The 25,747-nt window shown below is 53.2% G+C and carries 26 protein-coding genes, 1 other RNA gene and 1 riboswitch; of the genes, 6 read left to right on the forward strand and 21 right to left on the reverse strand.

Translation table 11 applies throughout. From position 1 onward, the window contains the following. The first annotated feature begins 21 nt into the window (after nt 1–21). On the forward strand, nt 22–654 hold the full coding sequence (locus Q9J79_RS05670; protein ID WP_301911227.1) for an MBL fold metallo-hydrolase: 633 nt from the start codon (nt 22–24) through the stop codon (nt 652–654). Between the two features lie 67 nt (nt 655–721). Here Q9J79_RS05670 and Q9J79_RS05675 read toward each other — a convergent pair whose 3' ends face one another. From Q9J79_RS05675 to Q9J79_RS05700, 6 genes are all read right to left on the reverse strand, one after another. After that, on the reverse strand, nt 722–2,512 hold the full coding sequence (locus Q9J79_RS05675) for a DNA recombination protein RmuC (RefSeq protein ID WP_301911229.1): 1,791 nt from the start codon (nt 2,510–2,512) through the stop codon (nt 722–724). Between the two features lie 276 nt (nt 2,513–2,788). Next, on the reverse strand, nt 2,789–3,109 hold the full coding sequence (locus tag Q9J79_RS05680; protein WP_301911231.1) for a hypothetical protein: 321 nt from the start codon (nt 3,107–3,109) through the stop codon (nt 2,789–2,791). 243 nt (nt 3,110–3,352) lie between these two features. Continuing rightward, on the reverse strand, nt 3,353–4,141 hold the full coding sequence (locus Q9J79_RS05685; RefSeq protein ID WP_301911232.1) for a cytochrome c1: 789 nt from the start codon (nt 4,139–4,141) through the stop codon (nt 3,353–3,355). 14 nt (nt 4,142–4,155) lie between these two features. Continuing rightward, nucleotides 4,156–5,505: a cytochrome b gene (locus Q9J79_RS05690; RefSeq protein ID WP_301911233.1), complete on the reverse strand. Its 1,350-nt coding sequence runs from the start codon at nt 5,503–5,505 to the stop codon at nt 4,156–4,158. 18 nt (nt 5,506–5,523) lie between these two features. After that, nucleotides 5,524–6,105: a ubiquinol-cytochrome c reductase iron-sulfur subunit gene (gene petA, locus Q9J79_RS05695; protein WP_301911234.1), complete on the reverse strand. Its 582-nt coding sequence runs from the start codon at nt 6,103–6,105 to the stop codon at nt 5,524–5,526. A 122-nt stretch (nt 6,106–6,227) separates the two neighbouring features. Further along, nucleotides 6,228–6,977, reverse strand: coding sequence for a Nif3-like dinuclear metal center hexameric protein (locus tag Q9J79_RS05700; protein ID WP_301911235.1), 750 nt, complete (start codon nt 6,975–6,977; stop codon nt 6,228–6,230). Between the two features lie 129 nt (nt 6,978–7,106). Between Q9J79_RS05700 and Q9J79_RS05705 the strand changes: the two genes are divergently transcribed. Continuing rightward, nucleotides 7,107–8,036 carry a LysR family transcriptional regulator gene (locus tag Q9J79_RS05705; RefSeq protein WP_301911236.1) on the forward strand — a complete coding sequence of 310 codons (930 nt, stop codon included), beginning with the start codon at nt 7,107–7,109 and terminating at the stop codon, nt 8,034–8,036. Between the two features lie 154 nt (nt 8,037–8,190). On the opposite strand, the gene rpsI is transcribed toward Q9J79_RS05705, so the two are convergent. From rpsI to ppc, 7 genes are all read right to left on the reverse strand, one after another. Then, nucleotides 8,191–8,583: a 30S ribosomal protein S9 gene (rpsI, locus tag Q9J79_RS05710; protein ID WP_002227789.1), complete on the reverse strand. Its 393-nt coding sequence runs from the start codon at nt 8,581–8,583 to the stop codon at nt 8,191–8,193. Nucleotides 8,584–8,592: 9 nt separating this feature from the next. Continuing rightward, on the reverse strand, nt 8,593–9,024 hold the full coding sequence (gene rplM / locus Q9J79_RS05715; RefSeq protein WP_002215010.1) for a 50S ribosomal protein L13: 432 nt from the start codon (nt 9,022–9,024) through the stop codon (nt 8,593–8,595). Nucleotides 9,025–9,204: 180 nt separating this feature from the next. Continuing rightward, nucleotides 9,205–9,384: non-coding RNA, 6S RNA (ssrS, locus tag Q9J79_RS05720), on the reverse strand. A gap of 4 nt (nt 9,385–9,388) precedes the next feature. Next, a complete protein-coding gene (locus tag Q9J79_RS05725) occupies nt 9,389–9,691 on the reverse strand; it encodes a cell division protein ZapA (protein WP_250314700.1) in 303 nt (100 codons plus the stop codon). Between the two features lie 13 nt (nt 9,692–9,704). Next, entirely contained in the window at nt 9,705–10,031 is a 327-nt protein-coding gene (locus Q9J79_RS05730; RefSeq protein ID WP_107961122.1) for a hypothetical protein, read from the reverse strand. Between the two features lie 53 nt (nt 10,032–10,084). Further along, nucleotides 10,085–11,074: an NAD(P)H-dependent glycerol-3-phosphate dehydrogenase gene (locus Q9J79_RS05735; protein ID WP_301911237.1), complete on the reverse strand. Its 990-nt coding sequence runs from the start codon at nt 11,072–11,074 to the stop codon at nt 10,085–10,087. Nucleotides 11,075–11,196: 122 nt separating this feature from the next. Then, a complete protein-coding gene (gene ppc, locus Q9J79_RS05740) occupies nt 11,197–13,899 on the reverse strand; it encodes a phosphoenolpyruvate carboxylase (RefSeq protein ID WP_301911238.1) in 2,703 nt (900 codons plus the stop codon). Nucleotides 13,900–13,944: 45 nt separating this feature from the next. Between ppc and Q9J79_RS05745 the strand changes: the two genes are divergently transcribed. Beyond that, a complete protein-coding gene (locus tag Q9J79_RS05745) occupies nt 13,945–14,838 on the forward strand; it encodes a HesA/MoeB/ThiF family protein (protein ID WP_301911239.1) in 894 nt (297 codons plus the stop codon). A 563-nt stretch (nt 14,839–15,401) separates the two neighbouring features. Here Q9J79_RS05745 and Q9J79_RS05750 read toward each other — a convergent pair. The 8 genes from Q9J79_RS05750 to tldD form a co-directional block, all read right to left on the reverse strand. Beyond that, nucleotides 15,402–15,626 carry a SlyX family protein gene (locus tag Q9J79_RS05750; RefSeq protein WP_301912175.1) on the reverse strand — a complete coding sequence of 75 codons (225 nt, stop codon included), beginning with the start codon at nt 15,624–15,626 and terminating at the stop codon, nt 15,402–15,404. Continuing rightward, nucleotides 15,627–17,015 carry a Na+/H+ antiporter family protein gene (locus Q9J79_RS05755; protein WP_301912176.1) on the reverse strand — a complete coding sequence of 463 codons (1,389 nt, stop codon included), beginning with the start codon at nt 17,013–17,015 and terminating at the stop codon, nt 15,627–15,629. Nucleotides 17,016–17,100: 85 nt separating this feature from the next. Beyond that, the gene (prmC, locus tag Q9J79_RS05760; protein ID WP_301912177.1) at nt 17,101–17,922 is read right to left on the reverse strand and encodes a peptide chain release factor N(5)-glutamine methyltransferase; all 822 of its coding nucleotides are present in this window, start codon (nt 17,920–17,922) and stop codon (nt 17,101–17,103) included. 417 nt (nt 17,923–18,339) lie between these two features. Next, on the reverse strand, nt 18,340–19,194 hold the full coding sequence (locus Q9J79_RS05765; protein ID WP_301912178.1) for an amino acid ABC transporter substrate-binding protein: 855 nt from the start codon (nt 19,192–19,194) through the stop codon (nt 18,340–18,342). A 73-nt stretch (nt 19,195–19,267) separates the two neighbouring features. Next, nucleotides 19,268–19,999, reverse strand: coding sequence for an amino acid ABC transporter ATP-binding protein (locus tag Q9J79_RS05770; RefSeq protein WP_301912179.1), 732 nt, complete (start codon nt 19,997–19,999; stop codon nt 19,268–19,270). Between the two features lies 1 nt (nt 20,000). After that, nucleotides 20,001–20,669, reverse strand: a complete 669-nt coding sequence (locus tag Q9J79_RS05775) for an amino acid ABC transporter permease (protein ID WP_301912180.1) — start codon at nt 20,667–20,669, stop codon at nt 20,001–20,003. Beyond that, complete coding sequence (locus tag Q9J79_RS05780) at nt 20,659–21,318, reverse strand: amino acid ABC transporter permease (RefSeq protein ID WP_301884414.1); 660 nt, start codon at nt 21,316–21,318, stop codon at nt 20,659–20,661. Before Q9J79_RS05780 ends, Q9J79_RS05775 begins: the two co-directional genes overlap by 11 nt. Nucleotides 21,319–21,467: 149 nt before the next feature. Next, the gene (tldD, locus tag Q9J79_RS05785; protein WP_301912181.1) at nt 21,468–22,910 is read right to left on the reverse strand and encodes a metalloprotease TldD; all 1,443 of its coding nucleotides are present in this window, start codon (nt 22,908–22,910) and stop codon (nt 21,468–21,470) included. 221 nt (nt 22,911–23,131) lie between these two features. Further along, a riboswitch (TPP riboswitch) is annotated at nt 23,132–23,239 on the forward strand. A 157-nt stretch (nt 23,240–23,396) separates the two neighbouring features. Here tldD and Q9J79_RS05790 point away from each other — a divergent pair. From Q9J79_RS05790 to Q9J79_RS05800, 3 genes are all read left to right on the forward strand, one after another. Next, on the forward strand, nt 23,397–24,491 hold the full coding sequence (locus tag Q9J79_RS05790; protein WP_301912182.1) for an FAD-dependent oxidoreductase: 1,095 nt from the start codon (nt 23,397–23,399) through the stop codon (nt 24,489–24,491). A gap of 140 nt (nt 24,492–24,631) precedes the next feature. Beyond that, nucleotides 24,632–25,093 carry a hypothetical protein gene (locus tag Q9J79_RS05795; protein WP_301912183.1) on the forward strand — a complete coding sequence of 154 codons (462 nt, stop codon included), beginning with the start codon at nt 24,632–24,634 and terminating at the stop codon, nt 25,091–25,093. Further along, entirely contained in the window at nt 25,053–25,694 is a 642-nt protein-coding gene (locus Q9J79_RS05800) for a hypothetical protein (RefSeq protein WP_301912184.1), read from the forward strand. The genes Q9J79_RS05795 and Q9J79_RS05800 overlap by 41 nt, the downstream gene beginning before the upstream one ends. Nucleotides 25,695–25,747 lie beyond the last annotated feature (53 nt).

Genomic DNA, 25,747 nt, shown 5'->3' on the forward strand with positions numbered 1-25,747 from the left:
AAACCGTTTAGGAACACGCCGATGACCCTACGTTACGAAATCCTCCCCGTTACCCCCTTCCGCCAAAACTGCACCCTGATTTGGGACGACGAAAGCGGCGAAGCCGTCCTGACCGATGTCGGCGGCGACGTGCCGTTCCTGCTGCAAGAGTTGGCAAACCGCAAACTTACGCTCACGGCAATCTGGCTGACGCACGGCCATCTCGATCATGCAGGCGGCGTGGTCGAAATGTTGAAAACGCATAAAGTCCCCGTCCTCGGCCCGCACCGCGAAGATGAATTCCTGCTCCAATCGCTGCCGCAAACCACTGCGCAATACGGATTCCCCGTCTCACCCGCCTTTGCACCGAACCGTTGGCTCGAAGAAGGCGAAACGCTCACGGTCGGACGCTATACCTTCCAAGTGCTGCATATTCCGGGGCATACGCCGGGACACGTGGTTTTCTATTGCGCCGAAGCGGAACTGCTGATTGCAGGCGACGTGCTGTTTTACGAAACCATAGGCAGAACCGATTTTCCGCGCGGCAACCACGCCGACTTAATCAATAATATCCGCAACAAATTATTCGCCCTCCCCGAAACCGTGCAAGTTGTCGCCGGACACGGGCGTATGACTTCCATCGGACACGAAAAGCGGCACAATCCGTTTTTCTAACCGCCTTTCCTACGGCCTTCAGACGGCATCATCTGCACTGATGCCGTCTGAAACACATCCGCCCTTCCTATTCGGCTTCGTCAGCCGCCTTCTGTTCCGAAGGTTTGCCCAAAGCAAATGCCGTCTGTTCGTTGGCACGCTCGACCAAATCCCGTTGAAGCTGTTTGCCTGCCTTCACACCCAACAGACGCAGTTTCTCGGCGCGTCCGACCAGATTCCCGCGCCCCTCGGCAAGTTGCTTGAATGCCGTCTGAAAGCTGTTTTGCGCCTGATCGATGCTTTTGCCGACGCTTTCGAGCGTCTGTACGAAGCCGACAAACTTGTCGTACAGCTTGCCGCCTTCGTCCGCAATCGCCAGCGCGTTTTGGTTTTGCTGCTCGTTGCGCCAAATATTCGCCACCGTCCTCAAAGTTGCCAGCAGCGTACTGGGGCCGACCAGCATAATCCGTTTGTCGAAACACTCTTGGAACAAGCCCGCGTCATGCTGCAACGCCAGCAGGTACGCTGGTTCGACAGGGATAAACATAAAGACGAAATCCAATGTGTTCACACCTTCCAAATCGGTGTAATTCTTCAATGACAAACCTTTCATGTGCGCACGGATGCTGGCGACATGCGCCGCCAACTCGCGTGCCGCCGCATCCGCATCTGAAGCCTGTGTGTAGCGCACATAAGCCGTCAGCGAGACCTTGGAATCAATCACAATCTGCTTGTTGTCGGGCAGGTTGACCAAAACGTCGGGCTGAAGGCGGCGTGTGCCGCCGTCTTCCTCCTTACGGACAGATGCTGCCTGAACCGTATATTCCCGTCCCTTCTGGAGGCCGGAATTTTCTAAAACCGTTTCCAGAATCATCTCGCCCCAATTGCCCTGAACCTTGTTCTGCGTACCGGTCAGCGCATTGGTCAGGGCCTTTGCCTCGCTGTGCAGCTGCGCATTCAATCCTTGAAGCCGTTTCAATTCGTTTTCCAACGTCAGCCGCTCGCGCGATTCTTTATCATAGGTTTGCTTGAGCAACTCGCCGAAACCGTGGATGCGTTCGTTTAGCGGGTTCAAAACCTGATGGAGCTGCTCTCGGTTCTGCTCAGTAAAACGGCGGCTTTTTTCTTCCAAAATCGTGTTGGCAAGATTTTGAAACTGATCGCTCAAGCTCTTGCGCGCCTCGCCCAGTAAGGACAGCTTCTCTTCAGAAGCAAGGCGTTCCTGTTCGATTTGCGTTGCCAAACGTTCGTTTTCAACCGCCAAACCCTGTGCCTTTTCCTGCAACTCGGTATGCGACTGCCTCAACCGCTCCGCTTCTGCCTCTTTTTCCTGCAAATGGGCAATCTGTTTTTCGGCTGCGGCAAAACGGTTGCCGACATCGGAAAGGTCGTTTTGCACGTCGCGGAGAGTTTGGCGGCTTTCTTCCAAATCGGTTTCGACTCTTTGGCGGATTTGGCGTTCCAGCGCATATTGGTCGGCAAACGCCTTCCGCTCCTGTCCGAGCTGGGTTGCCAAACGTTCGTTTTCAACCGCCAAACCCTGCGCCTTTTCCTGCAACTCGATATACGACTGCTTCAGACGCGCCGACTCCGCCTCTTTTTCCTGCAAATGGGCAATCTGCTTTTCGGCTGCGGAAAAACGGTTGCCCAAAGCATAATTTTCGTCCTGCAAATGCTCGTATTTCCCATCCAAAACGGCCAATTCCGATGCAATTTCTGCGTGTGCCTGTTCAACAAAATCACATCTTGCCGCCTTTTCCGCCAACTGCGCGTTCAATACGGCTAATACACCTTGAAACTGGCTCTTCATCAGTAACCATGTAAACAACACGCCTGACAGCAAAGCCGCCAGCAATAGCAACACAGTCATCAGCTCCATAAATCATCCTAATATTCAAACATTTTTCACACCGGACAAAACTGCCGCTTATTCCGATTCTACCTGTTTGTTCGACATCGCTCCAAAAAATATAGCGGATTGGCTTTAAACCTGTTCGACATCGCCTTACCATGCTGCTTGCGGTTTCAGACCTTTTCCTAATTCAATATCAATCTGCCACAAACCCTGATTAAGTTCCCGATGTCTGACATTTTTAGTAAGCACCTTTGTTAATTACTGCCAAGGCTTAGCATCAGGTTTGCTATGTTTTTTTCGCTATTGAATACATGCAGGTCTATTCCACATTGTTTTTTCTTCACAGATTGGTCCACCTTCTAAATACCAGCCTCTTTTCTCTAAACAAAGATTGACCTCCGGATTATCACTTTCACCGGTAACAAAATCCATACCGCAATCCTTCATATCTTTTTCTTTTCTATCAACATATTTAGTTAAAACATTAGGATCTGATTCAGGGAATAATGCATCTGCATTATGTAAGCGCCAATGATCATATGGTGGAAGTGGTTGAAACCATCCACTACAGCTTGTAAGCAATAAGATTGAGGGTATTAAGAATAAAAATCTTATTTTCATTTTATTTCTCCTTCGCTTTATTTAATTCAAAAATAGTTCTTTCATTACCCATTTTAAGATCTCCTCCAGTTCTATATCCGTCAGTAATACATTGTCGTTGTCCTAAGCCATGGCAATTATGTAATGATGCCGTCTGAAATGTTGCAGGTATGTTAAGACGGCATACGGGTGCTGACTTTCCCAAAGGGCCGAAGCATGCAAAAAGGGCAAACCCTAAAGGATTTGCCCTTTTGTTCCAAACGCTTAGTGTACGTCTTTCCAATATTCTTTTTTCAGGAAATACGCCAAAGGCAGCATAACCGCAAATAGGAAAATCATCACGATATAGCCTATACGTTTGCGTTGCAACTGAGCAGGTTCGCCCATGTACACAAGGTAATTGACCAAGTCGCGTACGTAAGTATCGTACTCTTTTTGGATGACTTTGCCGTTAGGCAGACGGCGGCTGTGCAAACCGGTAGATTCCCAATACAGTTTAGGCTTCATCTCGCCGTGTTCGTCTTTTACCATAACCGGCTGACCTTTGGCATCCAACTCAACGGCTTGAACGCCTTGCTGTTCCCACAGCGGGTGAGGCATACCGACTTTATCAAATACGGTATTGTTCCAGCCGCTCGGACGCGTAGGATCCTTATAGAATCCGCGCATATAGGCGTAAAGGTAGTCTGCACCTTTGGAACGCGCAATCAACGTTAAATCGGGCGGAGCAGCACCAAACCATTTTGCCGCATCTTTAGGATCCATTGCAGCATGCATCACATCGCCGACATTATCGGTGGTAAACATCAGGTTTTTCTTGATTTCTTCGTCAGTCAAACCGATGTCTTTCAAACGGTTGAAACGCATACCGCTTGCCGAGTGACATGACAGACAGTAGTTGGTAAAGATTTGTGCGCCGCGCTGCAAGCTTACTTGGTCGCGCAAATCGATATCGACTTTCTCATAGTGTGCATGACCGCCCGAAGCAAATGCCGCACTCATAGGTACTGCCAACAGTAAGGCAGCAAACCAGTTTTTCATAACTTGTTTCATTTTAACTGCCCTCATCAGATGTTGGTTGCAAACAGATATGCACAAACCGCCGTAATGCCTACATAAACAAAAAACATGATTTTCTGTTTGGCGGTACTCATGGTTACACGTTCGGGAACCGGTTTGTTGGTATCCAGTTTGGTATAGAACGGCATACCCAGGAAGAATGCAAAATAGACGAAGGACAGGATGCGCGCAACCAAAGTACGCGTATCAGTTGCCACCATCGCACCCAAAATACCCAAACCGATAAAGGCAATGATGAACAGAACCAATGCGGTTTTAAAGATCGGACCACGATAGCGGACGGATTTAACCTCGCCTTTATCCAGCCAAGGCAGCAGGGCAATCAGTACAACTGCCGCACCCATACCGATTACACCCCATACCTGTGTTCCCAAAAACGAGGGAATCGCACGCAAAATGGCGTAGAACGGAGTGAAGTACCATACCGGCGCAATATGCGGAGGTGTTTTCAGCGCATTTGCTGCATCGAAGTTTGGCGCTTCGAGGAAGTAGCCGCCGCCTTCCGGTGCGAAGAACAATACGGCACAGAAGACAATCAGGAATACAACGACGCCCAAGATGTCTTTAACGGTGTAGTAAGGGTGGAACGGGATGCCGTCGCGCGGAATGCCGTTTTCATCTTTGTTTTTCTTGATTTCCACACCGTCGGGGTTATTAGAGCCCACTTCATGCAGGGCGATGATGTGTGCCACGACCAAACCGAGCAATACCAGCGGTACGGCAATAACGTGCAGGGCGAAGAAACGGTTCAGGGTAACGTCGGAAACGTTGAAGTCGCCGCGAATCCAAGTGGACAAATCAGGACCGATGACGGGAATGGCGGAGAACAGGTTAATAATTACCTGCGCGCCCCAAAAGGACATCTGACCCCAAGGCAACAGGTAGCCCATAAAGGCTTCCGCCATCAATGCCAAGAAAATCAAAGAACCGAAAATCCACACCAACTCACGGGGTTTTTTGTACGAACCGTAAATCAAACCACGGAACATATGCAGATAAACGACGATGAAGAAGAAAGATGCACCTGTGGAGTGCATGTAGCGGATAATCCAACCGCCGGACACGTCGCGCATGATGTACTCTACTGCGGTAAAGGCAGCAGGCAGATGGTAGGCGTTAAGGTTGCCGTCCGGTTTGTAGTTCATAGTCAGGAAAATACCGCTGACGATTTGAATCACGAGGACAAGCAAGGCTAAAGAGCCGAAGTAATACCAGAAGTTGAAGTTCTTTGGTGCGTAGTATTGAGCCAAATGCTCATTCCACATCTTAGACAGGGGGAAACGAGCGTCCATCCAGCCTAACAATGCTTTTGCTTTGCTATTGGTTTGGTTTGCCATAATTATCGTTCCTTATTCTCAGTCTTCGCCCACCAAGATGGTAGTATCGCTCAGATATTTGTAAGGCGGTACGACCAAGTTGGTCGGCGCAGGAACACCTTTATACACCCTGCCTGCAATGTCGAATTTCGAACCGTGGCAGGGGCAGAAAAAGCCGCCCTTCCAGCCCGCACCCAAATCGGCAGGCGCAATGTCGGGACGGTAGGTCGGAGAACAGCCCAAGTGAGTGCAGATACCGATGGCAACGAGAATGTTCGGTTTAATCGAACGTGTCTCGTTTTTAGCGTATTCCGGCTGTTGTTCCACATCGGAATTGGGATCGGCTACTTCGCCGTTCAGGCTTTTCAGGTCTTTAAGCTGTTGATCCGTACGGTTGACCACCCAAATCGGTTTGCCTTGCCACTCAGCAGTCAGCAGCTGACCCGCTTCGATTTTACTGACATCCACTTCGACGGCAGCACCGGCGGCCTTGGCTTTTTCCGAAGGGAAAAAACTGGCCACAAACGGCGTTGCCACACCCAATGCTGCCACTCCGCCCGCGCCGCAGGTCGCGAGTGTCAGGAAACGGCGGCGGCCGTTATTGATTTCTTGATTATCCATTATTCAGTCGTCCTAATATTTTGGGAATACCGAGCCATTAAACATTGCAATTTTACCCAGTTTGCAGTGATACTCAAAGCATTATTTAAAATAAGGTAAAGTTTTATGATATTTCTCAATACTCAAGCCGGGTTGTTTTCGTCAAAATGGCACACTTCCAACCCGAAAGCCTCTGCCGCCGATTCTGCCAGCGCGCGCACACCGTAGCGTTCCGTCGCGTGATGCCCTGCCGAAATGAAAGCCGTACCCGTTTCATTGGCGAGGTGGTATTGGGCTTCGGAAATCTCCCCCGTCAGATACAGATCGACGCCTTCATCTATTGCCGTCTGAAAAAAGCCCTGTGCACCGCCGGTACACCATGCAACCTTTCTGATTTCACGGTTCAAATCGCCGATAACGACCGGCTTCCTCTGCAAAACTGCTTCAATATGGACAGCCAATGCACCAAGTGTCTTGGCTTGTTTCAGGCTTCCTGAGTTAAGCAGGTTTTGTTCGCCGAAACGCCTTTCGACTGTAAAACCGAGTTTTTCAGCAAGTTGGGCGTTATTTCCTAATTCAGGATGCGCATCCAGCGGTAAATGGTAAGCCGCCATATTGATATCATTGTCCAATAACGCAGCAATCCGTTCTTTTTTCCAACCGGTAATGGTCGGCAGCTCGCTTTTCCAGAACATACCGTGATGCACCAAAAGCAAATCTGCCTTCTGCTCCACGGCAAAATCAATCGCTGCCCTGCTTGCCGTTACCGACGTAACGATTTTCCCGATATACTCCCTCCCTTCAACCTGCAAGCCGTTAGGGGCGTAATCTTTAAACGATGCCGTCTGCAACGTTTCGTCGCACCAGGCTAAAAAATCTCTGCGCAAAACCATATTTTTTCCTGTCCTTTCCAAACAAGCGGGCATTCTAACCGCAAATACCCGAAACGCCCATTTTTCCGATTTGCACCCGCATATGAATTATTTTAATATGCGCCGGTTCAATATGCCGTCTGAAGCCTTATGGATTCCATCATCGAATTGCGCCACCTCAAGACCCTGCTGGCACTTGAAGAAACCGGCAGCGTCTCCCTTGCCGCCAAACGGGTTTTCCTTACCCAATCCGCACTTTCCCACCAAATCCGTATGCTTGAAAACCACTACGGCACGCCGCTGTTCGAACGCAAATCCACGCCCTTGCGCTTTACCCCGGTTGGAGAAAGGCTGTTACGCCTCGCCCACGACCTGTTGCCGCAAGTTACCGATGCAGAACGTGATTTGGCGCGTATTATAGAAGGAGAGGCAGGAGAATTGCGGATTGCCGTCGAATGCCATACCTGTTTCGACTGGCTCATGCCCGCCATGGGCGAATTCCGCCCGATATGGCCCCAAATCGAATTGGATATCGTATCGGGATTCCAAGCGGACCCTATCGGACTGCTGCTGCAACACCGCGCCGATCTTGCCATTGTTTCCGAAGCGGAAAAACAAAACGGTATTTCCTTCCAACCGCTGTTTGCCTACGAAATGGTCGGCATTTGCGCCAAAGATCACCCGCTTGCCGCCAAAACTGTCTGGGAAGCCGAAGACTTTATCGGGGAAACCCTGATTACTTATCCCGTTCCCGACGAGATGCTGGATTTGCCCAAGAAAATCCTGATTCCGAAAAACATCAACCCGCCGCGCCGACACAGCGAACTGACCATTGCCATCATCCAACTGGTTGCCAGCAGACGTGGCATTGCCGCCCTTCCCTATTGGACAGTCATGCCCTACCTTGAAAAAGGCTATGTCGTTCACCGGCAAATTACCGACGACGGACTGCAAAGCAAACTGTATGCCGCCATCCGTACTGAAGACACAGATAAAAGTTATCTGAACAATTTTTGCCAAATCATACGCGAACGCGGTTTTGCAGATTTGCCCGGACTGAGCGAATTGGAACCGGTCTGATTTCCCTTGTTCAAACCATACCCGGGCGTTTTTTCTATTTTTCATCTACTGTTTTTTGATTTTTGCCCAATCCGTAATCTTTAGATTACCAATGGAAACCGTCTGTTACAAATAAAAAACCCTGCGATAAGCAGGGTTTTTTGAATTTCCAACATTAACGTTTGGAGAATTGTTTTGCACGGCGTGCTTTGCGCAGACCCGGTTTTTTACGTTCGACTTCGCGTGCATCGCGAGTCACGAAACCGGCTTGAGACAAGGCAGGTTTCAACGCAGCGTCGAAGTCGATCAGGGCGCGGGTAATGCCGTGGCGGATTGCGCCGGACTGACCGGTTTCACCGCCGCCGACAACATTGACTTTGATGTCGAACGATTCGGCGTTTTCAGTCAGAACCAAGGGTTGGCGAACAACCATTCGGCTGGTTTCGCGTGCGAAGAATTCGTCAACGGGGCGGCCGTTTACGATGATTTGACCTGTACCTTTAGTCAGGAATACACGAGCCACTGAACTTTTGCGGCGGCCTGTGCCGTAGTAGTATTTACCGTTCATGTCGCGTCCTTATTTCAATTCCAAAACTTTGGGTTGTTGTGCGGCATGGGCATGTTCTGCACCAGCGTACACTTTCAGTTTTTTAATCATAGCGTAACCCAGTGGACCTTTAGGCAACATGCCTTTTACGGCTTGTTCCAAAGCGCGGCCCGGGAATTGCTCTTGCATTTCGCGGAAAGTGCGTTCGTAGATACCGCCCGGGAAACCGGAGTGACGGAAGTATTTTTTATCTTCGAATTTGGCACCGGTTACACGCAGTTTGTCCGCATTGATAACAATGATGTAATCGCCGGTATCGACGTGAGGGGTGTATTCAGGTTTGTGTTTGCCACGCAGACGGCTGGCGACTTCGGCTGCAACGCGACCCAAGACTTTGTCTTGAGCATCGATGACGAACCATTCGCGCTTCACCTCGTGGGGTTTCGCTGAAAAGGTTTTCATAGTGGAAATCCAGATAGATATAGAAAGTTGTAAATTTTAAAGATGACGGCGCATTTTGTCAATCGCATTACTGCGTTACAACGAGGTTTTCTCATTGCACCATCGGTTGCGGACAGTTTGCATTTCTCTAGGCGTTTTATTCCAAAGGAAAGGCCGCATCTTGCGATGCGGCCTTATATGGGAATCCCCGCGAGAGCCGTTTCGGCCGAATCCGCTTGAACCTTGCTGACAAGGCGGCTGCCTCGGGTAGTTTCGGGTGCGTCCGCAAAAGGACGCTCGCGCCCACTACGGCTCCCGACAACCTTAAGCGAACTTATTGGTTCAAAGGAATATATGCCTTCGCTGACACCGCAGGGAAAAACTGTTATTCCTGCCCCAAGCGGGATAGTGCTTTTTGGCAGGCGTTGTCCATGTCGGTTATTTTACGCGCAAAATCGCCGATTGCCAAATCGCCGTTAAGGGAAATTTTCAACAGGTCATGGACGACATTGAGTGCGGCCATAATGACGATTTTCTCGCTGTCGGCAACTCGTCCGCCTTCTCGGATTGCCTCGGCTTTTCTGTTGAGCATTTCGACTGCCTGCAAAAGTGTGTCTTTTTCTTCTGCCGGCGTGTTGACGGTCAATTGGGCGTGCATGACTTCGATGTGGACTTGTTCGATATTCATCCTCTACTCCTTATCACTGCGTTTCCTGATTTTGTGGAAGCTGTGCAATCAGTGCTTCGATTCTTGCCCTGCTCTGTTCGAGTAGGGTGCGATATCGTGAATTTTCTTCCATCAGGCTGTCAATCTTGTTTTGCAGGTCTTCCTTGAGTTTGCTGACTTGAATGAGCAGGGCTTCGCTGAGTTCGTCAACGGCGGTTTTGTGTTCGTATTCCTGTCGCTCGTGCGCCCGTTTGAGTTCGGCGACGGTTTCTTTGAGGCGGCGGTTTTCGCTGATGAGGGTTTCGAATTTCTGTACCAACGTATAAACGCTGCTTTCGAGTTTTTCGATATTTTGTTTCATGACCTTACCTGTCTGTATGCCGTCTGGGGTTTCAGACGGCATCTGTTTGTTGTTTATTCGAAACGAGCGCTGCGTTCCATCAGTCTTTCGACAACCTGTTGCGGGGTCATTTCTTTGCGGATGAGTTGCAGCAGGGTTTGGGTAATCGGCATGTCGATTTGGTACTTACAGGCAGTATTAAAGACTTCTTCTATGGTGCTGACCCCTTCTGAAACGTGCCCGATTTCGACCAGCACCTGATGCAGTTCCTTGCCTTCTGCCAAACCCAAGCCGACGCGGCGGTTGCGTGAGAGTGCGCCGGTACAGGTCAAGATGAGGTCGCCGATACCGGCCAGCCCCATCATGGTTTTAGGCTGTGCGCCCATTGCGGAGGCAAGGCGGGTGATTTCGGCCAATCCGCGCGTAACCAATGCGGCGCGGGCGTTAAGCCCGTACTCTAGACCGTCGGACAATCCGGTGGCAATCGCCATGACGTTTTTGACTGCACCGCCGACTGCCACGCCGATAACGTCGGTACTGCCGTAAAGCCGCATAACCGAAGTGTTGAGTTGTGGGACAAGTTCCTCGACCCATTCTTGGTTTTCGGAAGCGAGGACAACGGCGCAGGGCAGTTGTTTGGCCAGTTCCTGTGCAAAACTCGGACCGGAGAGTACGCCGATTTTTTTATTGTCGGGCAATACTTCTTTCAATACTTGGAAGGTCAGCAGCCCGGTATCCTGCTCGAAGCCTTTGCAGGCGGCTAGAATCGGAAGATGTCCTGCATTGTATTGCTTCAACAGTTCCGCACTACTTCTCAAACCTGCGACAGAAGTAACAATCAACACCAGCCCGCTGTCTTTGAGCGCGTCTGCCAAATCCGCACACACTTCCAAGGTTTCGGGAAAGGAAAAGCCCGGCAGTCCGCGTTTGTTTTCACGCGCTTCCTGCATTTGACGGACTTGGTCTGCGTTGCGCGTCCACAGGGATACGCGGTTGCCGTGTTGGGAAAAATGCAGGGCGAGCGCCGTACCCCACGAACCTGCGCCGATAACGGTAATTTTCATTGGTCGTCTTTCAACATATCACTGCCGTTCACTTTAAAACAATCGGTGTTTCTCTGCAAGTGCGGTCAGGGAAATGCCGTCTGAAAGGTGTTCAGACGGCATTTTGCCCCGATGCGGCACTATCAGCCGGTATTACGCAAACCTTGCGCCACGCCGTTGATGGTCAGGTGGACCATCAGCAGGGCGTGCGGATTGTCGGGTTCTTTACGCAGGCGTTTGAGCATGGCGACTTGCAAACCGTTGAGCGCGTTCAGGTATGGAATCCTCAAAGCGAGCGAACGGGCGAGGCTGCGGTTGTCGCGCAGGAGCTCTTCGGTTTGCAGCAGGTCGAGCAGGGCTTTGCGGCTGCGTCGGTATTCTTCCTTGATCATACCGAAGATGACTTTTGCCTTATCGGGCGATTCGCTCAAGCCGGCATAGTTTTCCGCCAAGGTGATGTCGGTTTTCGCCATTACTTGCTCCATATTGGAGAGCATCGCTTGGAAGAAGGGGTTGCTGTGGGCGTGTCCGCGCAGGGCGGCGAGTGTTTCGGGGCTGCCTTCGCACAAGGTTTCCACCGCGCTGCCGAAGCCGTACCAAGCCGGCAGCATGAGACGGTTCTGCATCCATGAGAATACCCACGGAATCGCGCGCAAGTCCTGAATCCGCGCCAGGGTTTTGCGGCTGGCGGGGCGGCTGCCGAGGTTGAGGGTGGCGATTTCCTGAATCGGGCTGGTTTGCAGGAAGTAGTCGATGAAGTCGGGATGGGTAATCAGCTTGCGGTAGTATTTGAACGATACGTCCGACAAATCCTGCATCAGCTTGGCATCTGGGTCTTTTTTGTCTGTCGGGATACCGGCCTCCAAAGTGGCGGCAACCAAGGTTTCCAAGTTGCGTTGTGCGTTGCCAGGGTCGGCGTATTTGGCGGTGATGACTTCGCCTTGTTCGGTAATACGGATTTGCCCCGCCACGCTGCCGGCCGGTTGCGCCAAAATGGCTTGGTAAGAAGGGCCGCCGCCGCGACCTACGCTGCCGCCGCGACCGTGGAACAAGCGCATGCGGACATCGTATTTTTTGAAGAGTTCGACCAAGCCCAACTCTGCCTGATACAGACACCATGAGCTGGTAACGTAGCCGCCGTCTTTATTGGAGTCGGAATAGCCGAGCATGATTTCTTGGATGTTGCCGCGGCTTTCGAGCAGGGCATCATACCAGTCGAGGCGGAACATGGTTTCCATGACCGGACAGGCATTTTCGAGCGCTTCGATGGTTTCAAACAGAGGCACGATGTTGATGCGGCTGCGCGGTTTGCCGTTTTCCACCACCAACAGGCCGCTTTCCTTCAGCAGCAACGCCAAGGCGAGCAGGTCGCTGGGTTGTTCGCAGTTGGAAATAATGCTTTGTGTTACGGCATCTTCGCCAAATTCGTCTTTGATTTTTCGCGCTTCGTTGAAAATCGCCAGTTCGTGGCGGGTATGGTCGCTATATGTGATGAACGGGCTGTACAGCGGACGTTGATGACTCAACTCGCGCAACAGGGCGGCTTGTTTTTGCTCTTCGTTCAGGCTGTTGTAGTCTTCCAAGCCTGCGTGTTGGAAAAGCTCGGCAACCACATCGGCGTGTTTGCCTGCGTGTTGGCGCAGGTCGAGCGGCATCATATGGAAGCCGAACACGGACACGGAACGGATGAGGTCTGCCAAACGGCCTTCGGCAAGCAGGCGGCTGCCGTTGTCGATAAGGGAACGTTGCAATTTTTTCAAATCATCGAGAAATTCTTGTGCCGAAGCATAAGGCTCGAGGAAGCCGAATTTGCAACCCATACCCAAACCGAGCGCGCGCGCTTTGCCCATGGCGCGCGCCATGATGTAGGCGATGGCGCGGCGGTAGGGTTCTTCCGTGCGGGCGATTTCTTCGTCGGGCGATTTGTCGGACAACGCCATCACATCGCCGTTGACTTTGACGCGGCGGATGGAGAGCGGCAGTTCGCGGTAAAGTTTGTCGAGTTCGCTGCGGTAAAAACGGAACACGGCATCGGCATGCCGTCTGAACGCAAAGCGCAGGGTTTCGGCAGAAACGAACGGATTACCGTCGCGGTCGCCGCCGATCCAGCCGCCGATTTTGAGGATGTCCGGAACGCGGACATCGGGATAGGCCGTCTGAAAGTCGTGTTCCATCTTGCGGTAGAGTTTGGGCAGGGCTTCAAAAAAGCTCATCGGGAAGATGGACACGCCGTTGTTGATTTCGTCGTTGACGCTGAGTTTGTGGCGGCGCGTTTCGCTGGTCTGCCACAAGCCCAAAAGCACGGTGTCGATTTCGCGGCGCAGCCGTGCCAGCGCGTCGGCATTGGTGCAGCGTTCGCGTTGCGGCAGCAGCGCGCGGATGCGGCGGTTGAAATTCAAAACAGTTTGGCGTTGCACTTCGGTCGGGTGCGCGGTCAAAACGGCGGTAACGGACGTATTGTCCAACTGCCGCTGCACCGATTTGCCGTCGGCTTTCCCCGCTTTGAGCCTGCGGACGGTTTCCGTCAGGCTGCCTTCTGCTGCGTTGTGGCCGGCATCTTCGTGGATTTGGCGGCGGCGTTCGTGGTGCACGTCTTCGGCGATATTCAGAATCTGGGCGAACAGCCCGCAGGCAAGCGTCAGATCGTAGGTCTGCCGTTCGTCCAATTGCGGCAATACTTTTTCAATCAGTGCCGCGCTGTCGTCGGAAGTGGACAAGAGTTTGACCGTTTCGACAACCAACGGCGAGGCTTCTTCGTGCAGGAGGTTGAACAGGGATTGTTTCAGAAATTCCGCGTCCGCCGCCAAAGCCGCGTCCTTCGGATTGTTCAGGATATGCAGTTGCATGATTTTTCTCTCTCGTTTGCCGTAAATATTGTAAATGTACCCCAAATGCCGCATCCGTGCCAAACCGTTCACACTTTAACCGCCCGTGTCCCGAAATGCCGTCTGAAGTTGAACGCCGCCCGACGGCAGCGTTACAATCGCCCGCAACTGTTTTTTCCGAACATCATCATGACCACGACCGAACACGACAACGACGACGAACTCCTGCTGCGGTACAGCCGCCACATCCTCTTGGACGAAATCGGCATCGAAGGGCAGCAGAAACTTTCCGCCGCGCATATTTTGGTCGTCGGCTGCGGCGGATTGGGTGCCGCCGCCCTGCCCTACCTTGCCGCTTCCGGCATCGGCACGCTGACCATAGCCGATTCCGACACGATCGAACTGCACAACCTGCAACGCCAAGTCGCATTTGACGAGGGCGATGTCGGCAAGCCCAAAGCCGAAGCCTTGGCAGACCGCCTGAAACGCATCAACCATACCGTCAACGTCCGCGCCGTCAACGAAAAACTCGACGGCTGCCGCCTGACCGGTTTGGTTCAAGCCGCCGACATCGTTTTAGACTGCTGCGACAACTACGCCACGCGGCAAGCCGTCAACCGTGCCTGCGTGCAAACGAAAACACCGCTGGTTTCAGGGGCGGCGGTACGCTTTGAAGGGCAACTTGCCGTGTACCGTCCCGACTTGCCCGACTCGCCGTGTTACGCCTGCCTGTTTGACGGCGGATCGGCTTCAGACGGCATCTGTTCCCTCTTCGGCGTGTTCTCGCCGCTGGTCGGCATCATCGGCAGTACCCAAGCGGCGGAAGCTCTGAAAATCCTGCTGGATGCGGGCGAACCGTCGCACGGCAGGCTGGCGGTTTACCGTGCCTTGGAAGGGGGCTGGCAATATTTCGACCTGCCGCGCAACCCCGAATGCCCGATTTGCGGCGCGGAACGGTAAAACCCTGCCGCCGTTTCAGACGGTATCCAAACGGATGCGGAGGAACGGTTTTAAAAATTTAAAAATTTACATTTCTTTGCAAAAAAAAAAAAAAAAAAAATAAACTTACCTTATAATTGCAGTTGTTTTAGCAATGTCTGTTTCGCAGACTCATTGAGTAAGACGTTTTCCCCGTAATGTGTTTGGCCGTCTGTCCCCTTTGGGTTCGGACGGCTTTTTTTTGGCTGTGTATGAATACCCGGTTGGTTTTATCTGTTTGCAGCGGGGGAAGCCGCTCATTGCCGTTCGGACAAGAATCGGTTTCATCGGATAAAAGGCATTTTGTCCGACTGATTAAAGTTATAGTGGATTAACAAAACCAGTACAGCGTTGCCTCGCCTTAGCTCAAAGAGAACGATTCTCTAAGGTGCTGAAGCACCAAGTGAATCGGTTCCGTACTATTTGTACTGTCTGCGGCTTCGTCGCCTTGTCCTGATTTTTGTTAATCCACTATATATCTTAGGTTTGCACCGGCGGAATATTCAAACACAGCTTTTAGGGGGAATCCGGATGCCGACGGCGCATCAATAATGCGGCGGAATCTCGTCGCGCAGGGAATACGGCTCTTGCGCGTCGGGATTCCTGTCCTGCATTTTTTGATACAGCAGCCTCAATTGCGCCTGCTGCAAATCCAGCGTCTGCCGCAATTCCGCCACCATCGCGTTCAGGCTGGAGATTACGTCCTCCTGAAGCGCGGTTTGGATTTCCAGTTCGACAATACGGCGTTCCAACTCTTGAACCGCGTCCATTTACAGCACCATCGCGGCAATCCAGCCGGCAATCAGCAGCGGGATGTTGTAATGGATGAAGGTCGGGATGACGGAATCGCGGATGTGGTCGTGCTGCCCGTCGGCGTTCAGCCCCATCGTCGGGCCCAGCGTGGAATCGGACGCGGGCGAACCGGCATCGCCCAACGCCCCCGCCGTGCCGACGATGGCGACGGTGGCAAGCGGCGAAAAACCCAAACCGGTACACAAAGGCACATAAATCGCGGCGATAATCGGCAAAGTGGAAAAGGACGAACCGATGCCCATCGTTACCAAAAGCCCCACCACCAGCATCGCCAACGCCGCCATACCTTTGCTGTTGCCGAATATCGCCATACTGCTTTCCACCAGCGGCTGAATATGCCCGGTCGCATTCATCACGGCGGCAAAACCCTGCGCGGCAATCATAATGAAGCCGACCATCGCCATCATCTTGATACCTTCGCCGAATACGTCGTTTGCCTTGTCGCGGTTGATGACCCCCAACATCATAAATACGGCGAAACCGAGCATCGCGCCCAACACCAGCGAGTCTTCATACATCAACTGTATGGCAAAGCATACGGCAATGGCGGCGGCAGCGGCCAGGCTGCGGTAGGCGGACGGCTGCGGACGGTTTGCTGCATCGGCGTTGCCCGCCGTATCGGCATTGTTGCTTTGGTACAGTCGCGGTTTGCGGTAGTGGACAAACGCCAGCAGGAGTCCGGTTACCATACCCAATGCGGGAATCGCCATTGCCGCCATCACGTTGATGTTTTTAACGTCGAGTTCCGGCGCGGCGGAATGGATGTTGCCCAACAGGATTTCGTTCAAAAAAATCGCGCCGAAGCCGTAAGGCAGAAACATATAGGTCGTAACCAGCCCGAAAGTGATGACGCACGCAATCAGGCGGCGGTCGATTTTCAGGCGGTTGAACACCAAAAGCAGCGGCGGGACAATCATCGGGATAAAGGCGATGTGGATGGGTATGATGTTCTGACTCATAATGCCCATCACAAGGATGATGGAAAGCAGCAGCCATTTGACCGCGCCCTCGCCCGAACGCACGCTGTCGGGCATACCGCCCCGGTTCAGCTTGCGGACGACCGCGCCGGCAAGCTGCTGCGGCAGGCCGGAATGGGTAATCGCCATCGCAAACGCGCCGAGCATCGCATAAGAAAGCGCAATCTTCGCGCCGCCTTCCAAACCTTTGTTGAACACGGGGATAATCCCCGCCTGACTGACCTGTCCCGCCGCATCGGCAATGTTTTGCAGCGGCATACCCGCCACCGCGCCGCCGACAAACGCGCCGACCGTCAGGCTCAATACCACGTGCACGCGCGACAGCGACAGCACCAGCATAACGATTACGGCAACTACGACTGCATTCATTGTTTATCGCTCCAAACCTATAAATGTTTACATATCGAAACACATCATAACCCAATAACGGAAAGCCCGCCAATTTTGCAAACAATTATTTCAAATGCTTCATATACTTCCCCAGCGCAACCCTGTCCAAACCGGCCAAATCCGGCAGGGTTTCCACTCCCGAAAAACCATTCTCCGCCAACACGCCGCGCACCGCCGCGCCCTGATCGAAACCGTGTTCCAGCAGCAGAAACCCGCCGTCTGCCAGATACTTGGTCGCGCCTTGCGCCAAGGTACGGATGCAGCTTAGGCCGTCTGAAAAGTCGGTCAGCGCGATTTGTGGCTCAAACCGCAAATCGCCTTGCGACAAATGTTTATCGCCGTTTTCGATATAGGGCGGGTTGGACACGATGATGTCCCATTTCCCTTCAGACGGCATATCGGTGTCGAACCACGAACCGTGTGCAAATTCGACCCGCGCGCCCAAATCCGCCGCATTTTTCCGCGCCGTTTCAAGGGCGGGCGTGCTGATGTCGGATGCGCGCACAAACGCATCGAGACGTTCGAGCGCGACGGTTACGGCAACCGCGCCGCTGCCCGTCCCCAAATCCCACACACGCCCGTTTTCGGGCAGGCGCGCCAATACGGCTTCGACCAAGTGTTCGGTTTCAGGGCGCGGAATCAGCACGTTCGGGTTGACTGTAAAGCGTCTGCCATAAAATTCGCGCACACCTAAAATATAGGCAACCGGCTCGCCGTTCAGACGGCGTTGCGCCAGCCTGTCCGCCCGTTGTCGGACTTCGTCCGGCATTTCTTCCCCGCCTCGCGTCAACAACTGCACGCGCGTATATTCCGAAACATATTGCAGCAGCATTCTTGCTTCATTTTTGGGCAGTTTTGACAAGCCCAACCATTCGTCAAACGTCATTTTTTATCCCGTCTGCCGCCGATGCGGCTCGAACATTTTTCCGGCTTTGCGGCACGCTGATTCAAAAAATATCATTTTGCATTGAAATTATATAATAAAGAAAAACACCTTATCGCCGTTTCAATACCGTAGGAATTTATCCGAATAACAGAAACGCTCCGCCGTCATCCCGCGAAAACGGTCATCCGGAAACCTAAGGCTGAAGCGTTTTTCGGGAATGACGATTTGAAAGTTGCCCGAAATTCAAACACAGGCAAAACCGGACGAACTTGATTTCCGTACATACAAGAATGATAAAACAAATAAAGAAAACAATGATATAGTTGATTTTTCCTTTGGACTTTCGATATTTTCGGCGGCTGAAAAAAATCCGCACCCGCCTTCAAATGCGGATACGGATTTTCTTGTCAAACAAACTTATTCGGCCAACAATGCTTCCGGTTTGACTTTTTCGCCATACACGGGCAAGAGGGTTTTTTCATAGGCGGCTTTCAGACGGCCATCTTTTTTCATGGCGGCGATTTCGCCGTTGACCCAGTTCAGGAGGTCGGTGTTGCCTTTTTGAACAGCCGGGGCGATGAATTCGGCAGGGCCGAGGTTGCCGATGGCGACTTCAAAATTCGGGTTTTCTTTTGCCCATGCCCACAGCAGGGCGTTGTCGTGGGCGAGTGCTACGCCGCGACCGTCTTTCAGTGCGTCGAAGGTTTCAGTGTTTTGGTCGAATTTCAACAGCTTGACTTCGGGATGGCTTTTGGTGAAGAAAGCGTCGGCGGTCGTGCCCTTGTTGACCAGCAGGGTTTGGTCTTTCAATTGCGCAACGTCGGTAATCGGTTTGCCTTTGGGGGAAACCACGCCCAACGCCACTTTCATATAGGGGTCGGCAAAATCGACGGCTTCGGCGCGTTCGGGGGTTTTGGTGAAGTTGGCGAGGATGAGGTCGACTTTGCCGGAACGGACGTATTCGACGCGGTTTGCGGCCTCGGTCAGGACGAACTCGACTTTATCGGGGCTGCCGAGCAGGTCTTTGGCCAGGTCTTTGGCGATTTCAACGTCAAAGCCTTGGTTTTTGCCGTTGGCATCAACATAGCCGAACGGGGGCTTGTCGCCGAATACGCCGATGCGGATCACGCCTTTTTCTTTGATGGCGGCAACAGTTGCCGCGCCGCTGCTTTGTGAAGATTGGGCATCGCCGGAGCCGCCCCCGCAGGCTGTCAGTCCGACGGCGATGGCGGCGGAAGCCAAAAGGGCTTTGAGTTTGGCGTTCAGTTTCATTGGTAATCTCCTTTTTGAATGTTTGCTTGGGATGGAATGCCGTCTGAAAGGGGTTCGGACGGTTTGCGGTAAATCAGTAGTCCATACCTGCCAGAAATTGGCGGGCGCGTTCGCTTTTTGGGGCGGAGAAGAAGGTTTCGGAGTCGGACGATTCGACTATGCCGCCTTTGTCCATAAAGACGATGCGGTCGGCAACTTTGCGGGCGAACCCCATTTCGTGGGTTACGATGAGCATACTCATCCCTTCGCGGGCGAGTTCCAAAACCACTTCCAAGACTTCGCGCACCATTTCGGGGTCGAGTGCGGCGGTGATTTCGTCCAGCAGGATGACTTCCGGATTCAGGCACAGGGCGCGGACAATGGCGATGCGCTGTTTCTGACCGCCGGAGAGTTCGCGCGGATAGGCGTTTTTGCGGTCGAGCAGGCCGACGCGTTCCAACAGTTTGTCAGCTTGTGCCTCTGCTTCGGCACGGTTGCGGTTTTGTACTTTCACCGGGCCTAAGAGGATGTTTTCGATGACGGTCATGTGGGCAAACAGTTCATAGCTTTGAAAAACCATGCCGACTTTTTGCCGGGCGGTTTGCCAGGAAACGTCTTTGCCGAATTCGCCGACGCCGTCCATCACGATGCTGCCGCCCTGGTGCGGCTCCAAACCGTTGACGCAGCGCAGGAGGGTGGATTTGCCGCAGCCGGACGGGCCCAACAACACAATCACTTCGCCTTTTTCCAAGTCCAAGTCTAAGGATTGGATGGCGGTTACGCCGCCGTATTGTTTGTGCAGCTTGCGGATGCTCAGTAAAGCCATATCAGTGTTCCCATTTTTGTTCCAGCTTTGCCGCCAGCAGGGACAGCGGCCAGCAACAGAAGAAATACAGCATAAAAATCAGTCCATAAACCCAAAATGAAGCATTGGGCTGCGTCAGCAGCGAGTTTTCAATAATTTGCTGCCCCACTTTGACCACTTCGATCACGCCGATAAGCGAGGCGAGCGAACTGGTTTTGATCATTCGCGTAAACAAATTAACCGCCCCCGGCAAAGCGCGGCGGACACTTTGCGGCAATTCGATGTATCGGAACACTTGGCGGAGGCTCAAACCCAGTGCCAAGCCCGATTCCACCTGATGTTTTTCAATCGATTCCAGTGCGCCGCGCACCAAGTCGCCCATTTCGGCAACGCCCCACAGGGAAAATACCCAGACGCAGACCCAAAATCCGCCGATGTGGATGCCCGTCCAAGCGGACAGTCCAAAATACAGGCCGAACAGCCACACCAAAATCGGCACGATTCGGATGGTTTCGAGATAAAACCGTCCGATAAAGCGGATGAGCCGGTTGCGCGAACGCAAAACCAAGCCGAACAGCGTACCCAATACGCAGGAGGCGGCAACGGAGGTCAGGGAAATCTGCGCCGTTAGCAACAGGCCTTCGCCCAAGCGTGTCGCGTTTTGCCCTTCAAACAGCCATTCAAACGCCATATTTCGCACCCCGTATGCGGTTTTCCAATCGCCGCGCCAACAAAGAAACAGGCAGCAGGATAATCAGATAAGCGGCAAACAACAAAAACAAAGCCTCGTTGGTTTTGTAGTCCATACCAATCACATCTTTGGTAACGAACAGCAATTCCGCAATACCGACCGCGCTAATAACGGATGTTTCTTTCATTAAAAACAATACGTTTGCACCAATAGCAGGAACGGCGACCGCCCAAGCCTGAGGCAATTCGACATAGCGGAACACTTGAAAGCGGCTCAAACCGATTGCCTTGCCCGCTTCGACCTGCCCTTTTGGCACGGCGAGGATGCCGGCGCGGACGGCTTCCGCCATATAGCTTGCGCCCAAGAAAACCAGTGCGATTACGCCGCAGGTGAAACCGTCCCATTTGATGCCCATTTTCGGCAGGCCGTAATACAGGAAAAATAGCTGAATCAGCAGGGGCGTATTGCGCGACAGCTCAATATAGGCGCGCGCCAATGCGTAGAAGGGACGGATGCGGTATGCCGTTACCACGGCGACAGGCAGGCCGAACAGCAACGACAAAACAACGCCGTAAACGGACAATTCCAGCGTCAGCTTTGCCGCATCGGCGAATTTGGGTACGGCATCGATTAAATAAGGCCAGTTCATCAGAATCAGAAATCAGCTTAACGAAAGGCGGTATTTTAATGAACTTGCAAGATAATGTTAAAGAATGCTTGGGAATATCAAACATCGGAAAAAAGAATAAGGCGATGCCGTCTGAAAACCTTTCAGACGGCATCGTGCCGGATTCCGCGTCAGATTTCGCTACCGCCGACAGTCAGTCCGGCATCAATCCGCAAGGTCGGCTGCCCCACGCCGACAGGGACGCTCTGCCCTTCTTTGCCGCACACGCCGACACCGCTGTCGAGCGCGGTATCGTTGCCTATCATCGAAACGTGTTTCAGCACTTCGGGGCCGTTGCCGATAATAGTCGCGCCTTTGACGGGGTATTGCAGCCTGCCGCCTTCCACCCACCACGCTTCGGACGCGCTGAACACAAATTTGCCGCTGGTAATGTCTACCTGTCCGCCGCCGAAGTTGACGGCGTAAATGCCTTTGTCGATGGACGCGATGATTTCGTCGGGTTCGTAGGCGCCGTTTTCCATAAAGGTGTTGGTCATGCGCGGCATCGGGACGGAGGCGTAACTTTCGCGGCGGCCGTTGCCGGTCGATTGCGTGTCCATCAGGCGGGCGTTGGTTTCGTCCTGCATATAGCCGACCAAAATACCGTCTTCAATCAATACGGTGCGGCGGGTTTCGTTGCCTTCGTCGTCGATATTGAGCGAGCCGCGTCTGTCGGCAATATCGCCTTGATCCACAACGGTAACGCCTTTGGCGGCCACGCGCTCGCCGATTCGGCCGGAGAAAACGCTGGTTTCTTTGCGGTTGAAATCGCCTTCCAAACCATGTCCGACCGCTTCGTGCAGCAACACGCCAGGCCAGCCGTTGCCCAAAACGACGGTCATCTCACCGGCAGGCGCAGGACGGGATTCGAGATTAATCAGGGCTTGTTTGACGGCGGAATCGACAAACTGCCGTACCAAAGTTTCATCGAAATAAGCCAAGTCATAGCGTCCGCCGCCGCCCGCGCTGCCCTGTTCGCGGCGTTCGCCCTGTTTGGCGATGACGGTAACGTTCAGGCGCACCATCGGACGAATATCCGCGGCGTGTTTACCGTCCAAACGGGCGATGTACACCATATCGTATTCGCAGGTCAAACCGGCCATCACTTGCACGATACGCGGATCGGCGGCTTTGGCCAGCATTTCGACTTTGTTCAACAACGCGACTTTGGCAGCGGAATCAAGGCTGGCAATAGGATCCATCGCCATGTGGACAGGCTTGCCGTAGGCAGGTGTCGGCACTTTGACGCTGGCCTCGCCACCGGTCGCACCAATCACGCGAACTGCTTTGGCAGAGCGGTTGATCGAATCGATACACAGGCTGTCGGCGTAGGCAAAAGCAGTTTTATCGCCCGAAACGGCGCGCACGCCCACGCCCTGATCGATTTGGAAGCTGCCCGATTTGACGATGCCCTCTTCCAAATGCCAGCTTTCATAGGCGGTGCGCTGGCAGTAGATGTCGGCATAATCGACGTGGTGCGCGCCGATGATGCACAGGCTTTTGGCGAGCAGTTCGGGGGAAAGGCGGTTGGCTTCGAGCAGCCGCGCCTGTACGGCGGAATAGGTCGGATGCATAGTGTCGGCGCATAAAAAAAATCAGGGGCTTGATTATACGGCATTTGTTATATAGTGGATTAACAAAAACCAGTACGGTGTTGCCTCGCCTTGCCGTACTATTTGTACTGTCTGCGGCTTCGTCGCCTTGTCCTGATTTTTGTTAATCCACTATAGAAATGCGCCGTGCCGCCGAAAATGTAAGAATTTTGCCAACGCACGTTGCTTTGTGTAAACTTAAAGCCTTCTTGTCGGAGTGCCGCCCATCGCCGGGCGGCTGAGATTGCGAAAGCAGAATCCGTAGAACCTGTCGGGGTAATGCCTGCGTAGGAAACAAAACCTCCCCGCCCTTTCGGGCCTCCGTTCCCTTTTCCGCACTTCCCCGCCCCGTTTTCATGTTTTTTAAGGACTTGATATGTCGGGCAATGCCTCACAACAACCCTCACCCGCCGCAGCAGCGGCACGCCTTTTTTCCGACAAATCGCGATACCTGCAAAGGAACCCGTCATGACCCGTATCGCCGTCCTCGGCGGCGGCCTTTCCGGAAGGCTGACCACATTGCAGCTTGCAGAACAAGGTTACCAGATTGCACTTTTCGACAAAGGAACGCGCCAAGGCGAACACGCCGCCGCCTATGTTGCCGCCGCCATGCTCGCGCCTGCGGCGGAAGCGGTCGAGGCAACGCCCGAAGTCATCAGACTGGGCAGGCAGAGCATCCCGCTTTGGCGCGGCATCCGATGCCTTCTGAACACGCACACGATGATGCAGGAAAACGGCAGCCTGATTGTGTGGCACGGGCAGGACAAACCTTTATCCAACGAGTTCGTCCGCCATCTCAAACGCGGCGGCGTAGCGGATGACGAAATCGTCCGTTGGCGCGCCGACGACATCGCCAAACGCGAACCGCAACTCGGCGGACGTTTTTCAGACGGCATTTACCTGCCGACCGAAGGACAGCTCGACGGGCGGCAAATATTGTCTGCACTTGCCGATGCTTTGGACAGGCTGAACGTCCCTTGCCATTGGGAACACGAATGCGCCCCCGAAGACCTGCAAGCCCAATACGACTGGCTGATCGACTGCCGCGGCTACGGCGCAAAAACCGCTTGGAATGCTTCTGCCGAACACACCAGCACCCTGCGCGGCATACGCGGCGAAGTGGCGCGGGTTTACACACCCGAAATCACGCTCAACCGCCCCGTGCGCCTGCTGCACCCACGTTACCCGCTCTACATTGCCCCAAAAGAAAATCACATTTTCGTCGTCGGCGCGACCCAAATCGAAAGCGAAAGCCAAGCCCCCGCCGGCGTGCGTTCCGGGCTGGAACTTTTATCCGCGCTTTATGCCGTCCATCCTGCCTTCGGCGAAGCCGACATCCTCGAAATCGCTACCGGCCTGCGTCCCACGCTCAATCACCACAACCCCGAAATCCGTTACAGCCGCACCCGACGCCTGATTGAAATCAACGGCCTGTTCCGCCACGGCTTTATGATTTCCCCCGCCGTAACCGCCGCCGCCGTCAGATTGGCAGTGGCACTGTTTGACGGAAAAGATGCACCCGAACGTGATGAAGAAAGCGGTTTGGCGTATATTGAAAAATAAGTTTGAGGTTGTCTGAAAACGTCGCGGCATAGGTTTTACAGCAAAGCGGCACACCCCGACACCAGCCTGTATGAATATAATACGACAAGGCGCGCCAACGTCGCATCGTCTCAATCTACTTAATATCAGCAAGGTTTCCAATGAATCTGAAATCCCTGTATTTACTGCCCGCGCTCTTACTCGCCCACTCCGCCGCCCTTGCCGCACCCAAGTTTTCAAACAACCTGAAACCGCGTTCTGCCGAAAAAATTATTTATTTCGAACAAAACGGCAAATTCGGCGCAAAAACCACAAGCGGCAAAATTATCGTCCCTGCGCAATACAACTGCGAATTTATGTGCGAACATGGTGAAACTGCCGATGGCGAGTTACTGTTTCTGGACAGCAGCCGAGAAATTCGGGGCAAAGTTGCCTATTCGCCGTTTTTCCTGCATTCGCGGCAGGGCAAGTTTTTACATCAACCGATGATGTACGACGCGGCGGCAGACTATTTTTTCGGAAGGCAAACGCCGCTATGTTTCAAAAGACGGCAAGGTCGGTTTTGCCGACCGCGCGGGCAACTTGGTCACTCCAGCCCAACACGATTGGGCAGGACAGTTTGAATATGGCTATGCTGCATTTTGCGACGACTGCCGAGAAGTTCGCGTGGACGAAGAACACACTACCGTACAGGGTGGCACTTGGGGCATGATGGACGCGCGCGGCAATACCGTTGCCCCCAGCGACACTCGCCGCACCGCTTCCGACATCGAACGAAACAGCAAATTTTATCCGCACCCGTTTGCCTACACCGCCGCCGAACGCGATATTCTGCAACGCATCAACCGCTACAAAAACCTGATTGTCGGACTGGAAGCAGTTCGCCATTCGCCATACAAAACTGCCGAAGAACGCGCTGCCTACCGCTTTGAAATCGTGTCGCAGCCCATGCAAGGCTATCCGTATTACGAAATCGTCCTGTTTGACGGCAAAGGCAACACCGTTGAAGGCGAACGCTTTCTTGCCGGCGCGGACGGCAAACGGCTCTATGTTTTACCTGTCGGAGACGACACGCCGCAACCACTGGAAACCTACCTGTGCCATGATATCCGCAGCACACTTGCCGAGCAGCCCGAAAGACAGAAAAGCGGCTCTTGGAACGACAACCCGTTTCGCTTGAAAGATTATCCCGAAGCAAAAGCCTTGTTGAAACGCAGGAAATGAGTTTCAGACGACCTCATCAGATGGCTATACCGGGCTCACTTTCATTAAACAAT

Origin of the sequence: Neisseria viridiae (assembly GCF_962747995.1) — a bacterium.
GTDB lineage: Bacteria > Pseudomonadota > Gammaproteobacteria > Burkholderiales > Neisseriaceae > Neisseria > Neisseria viridiae.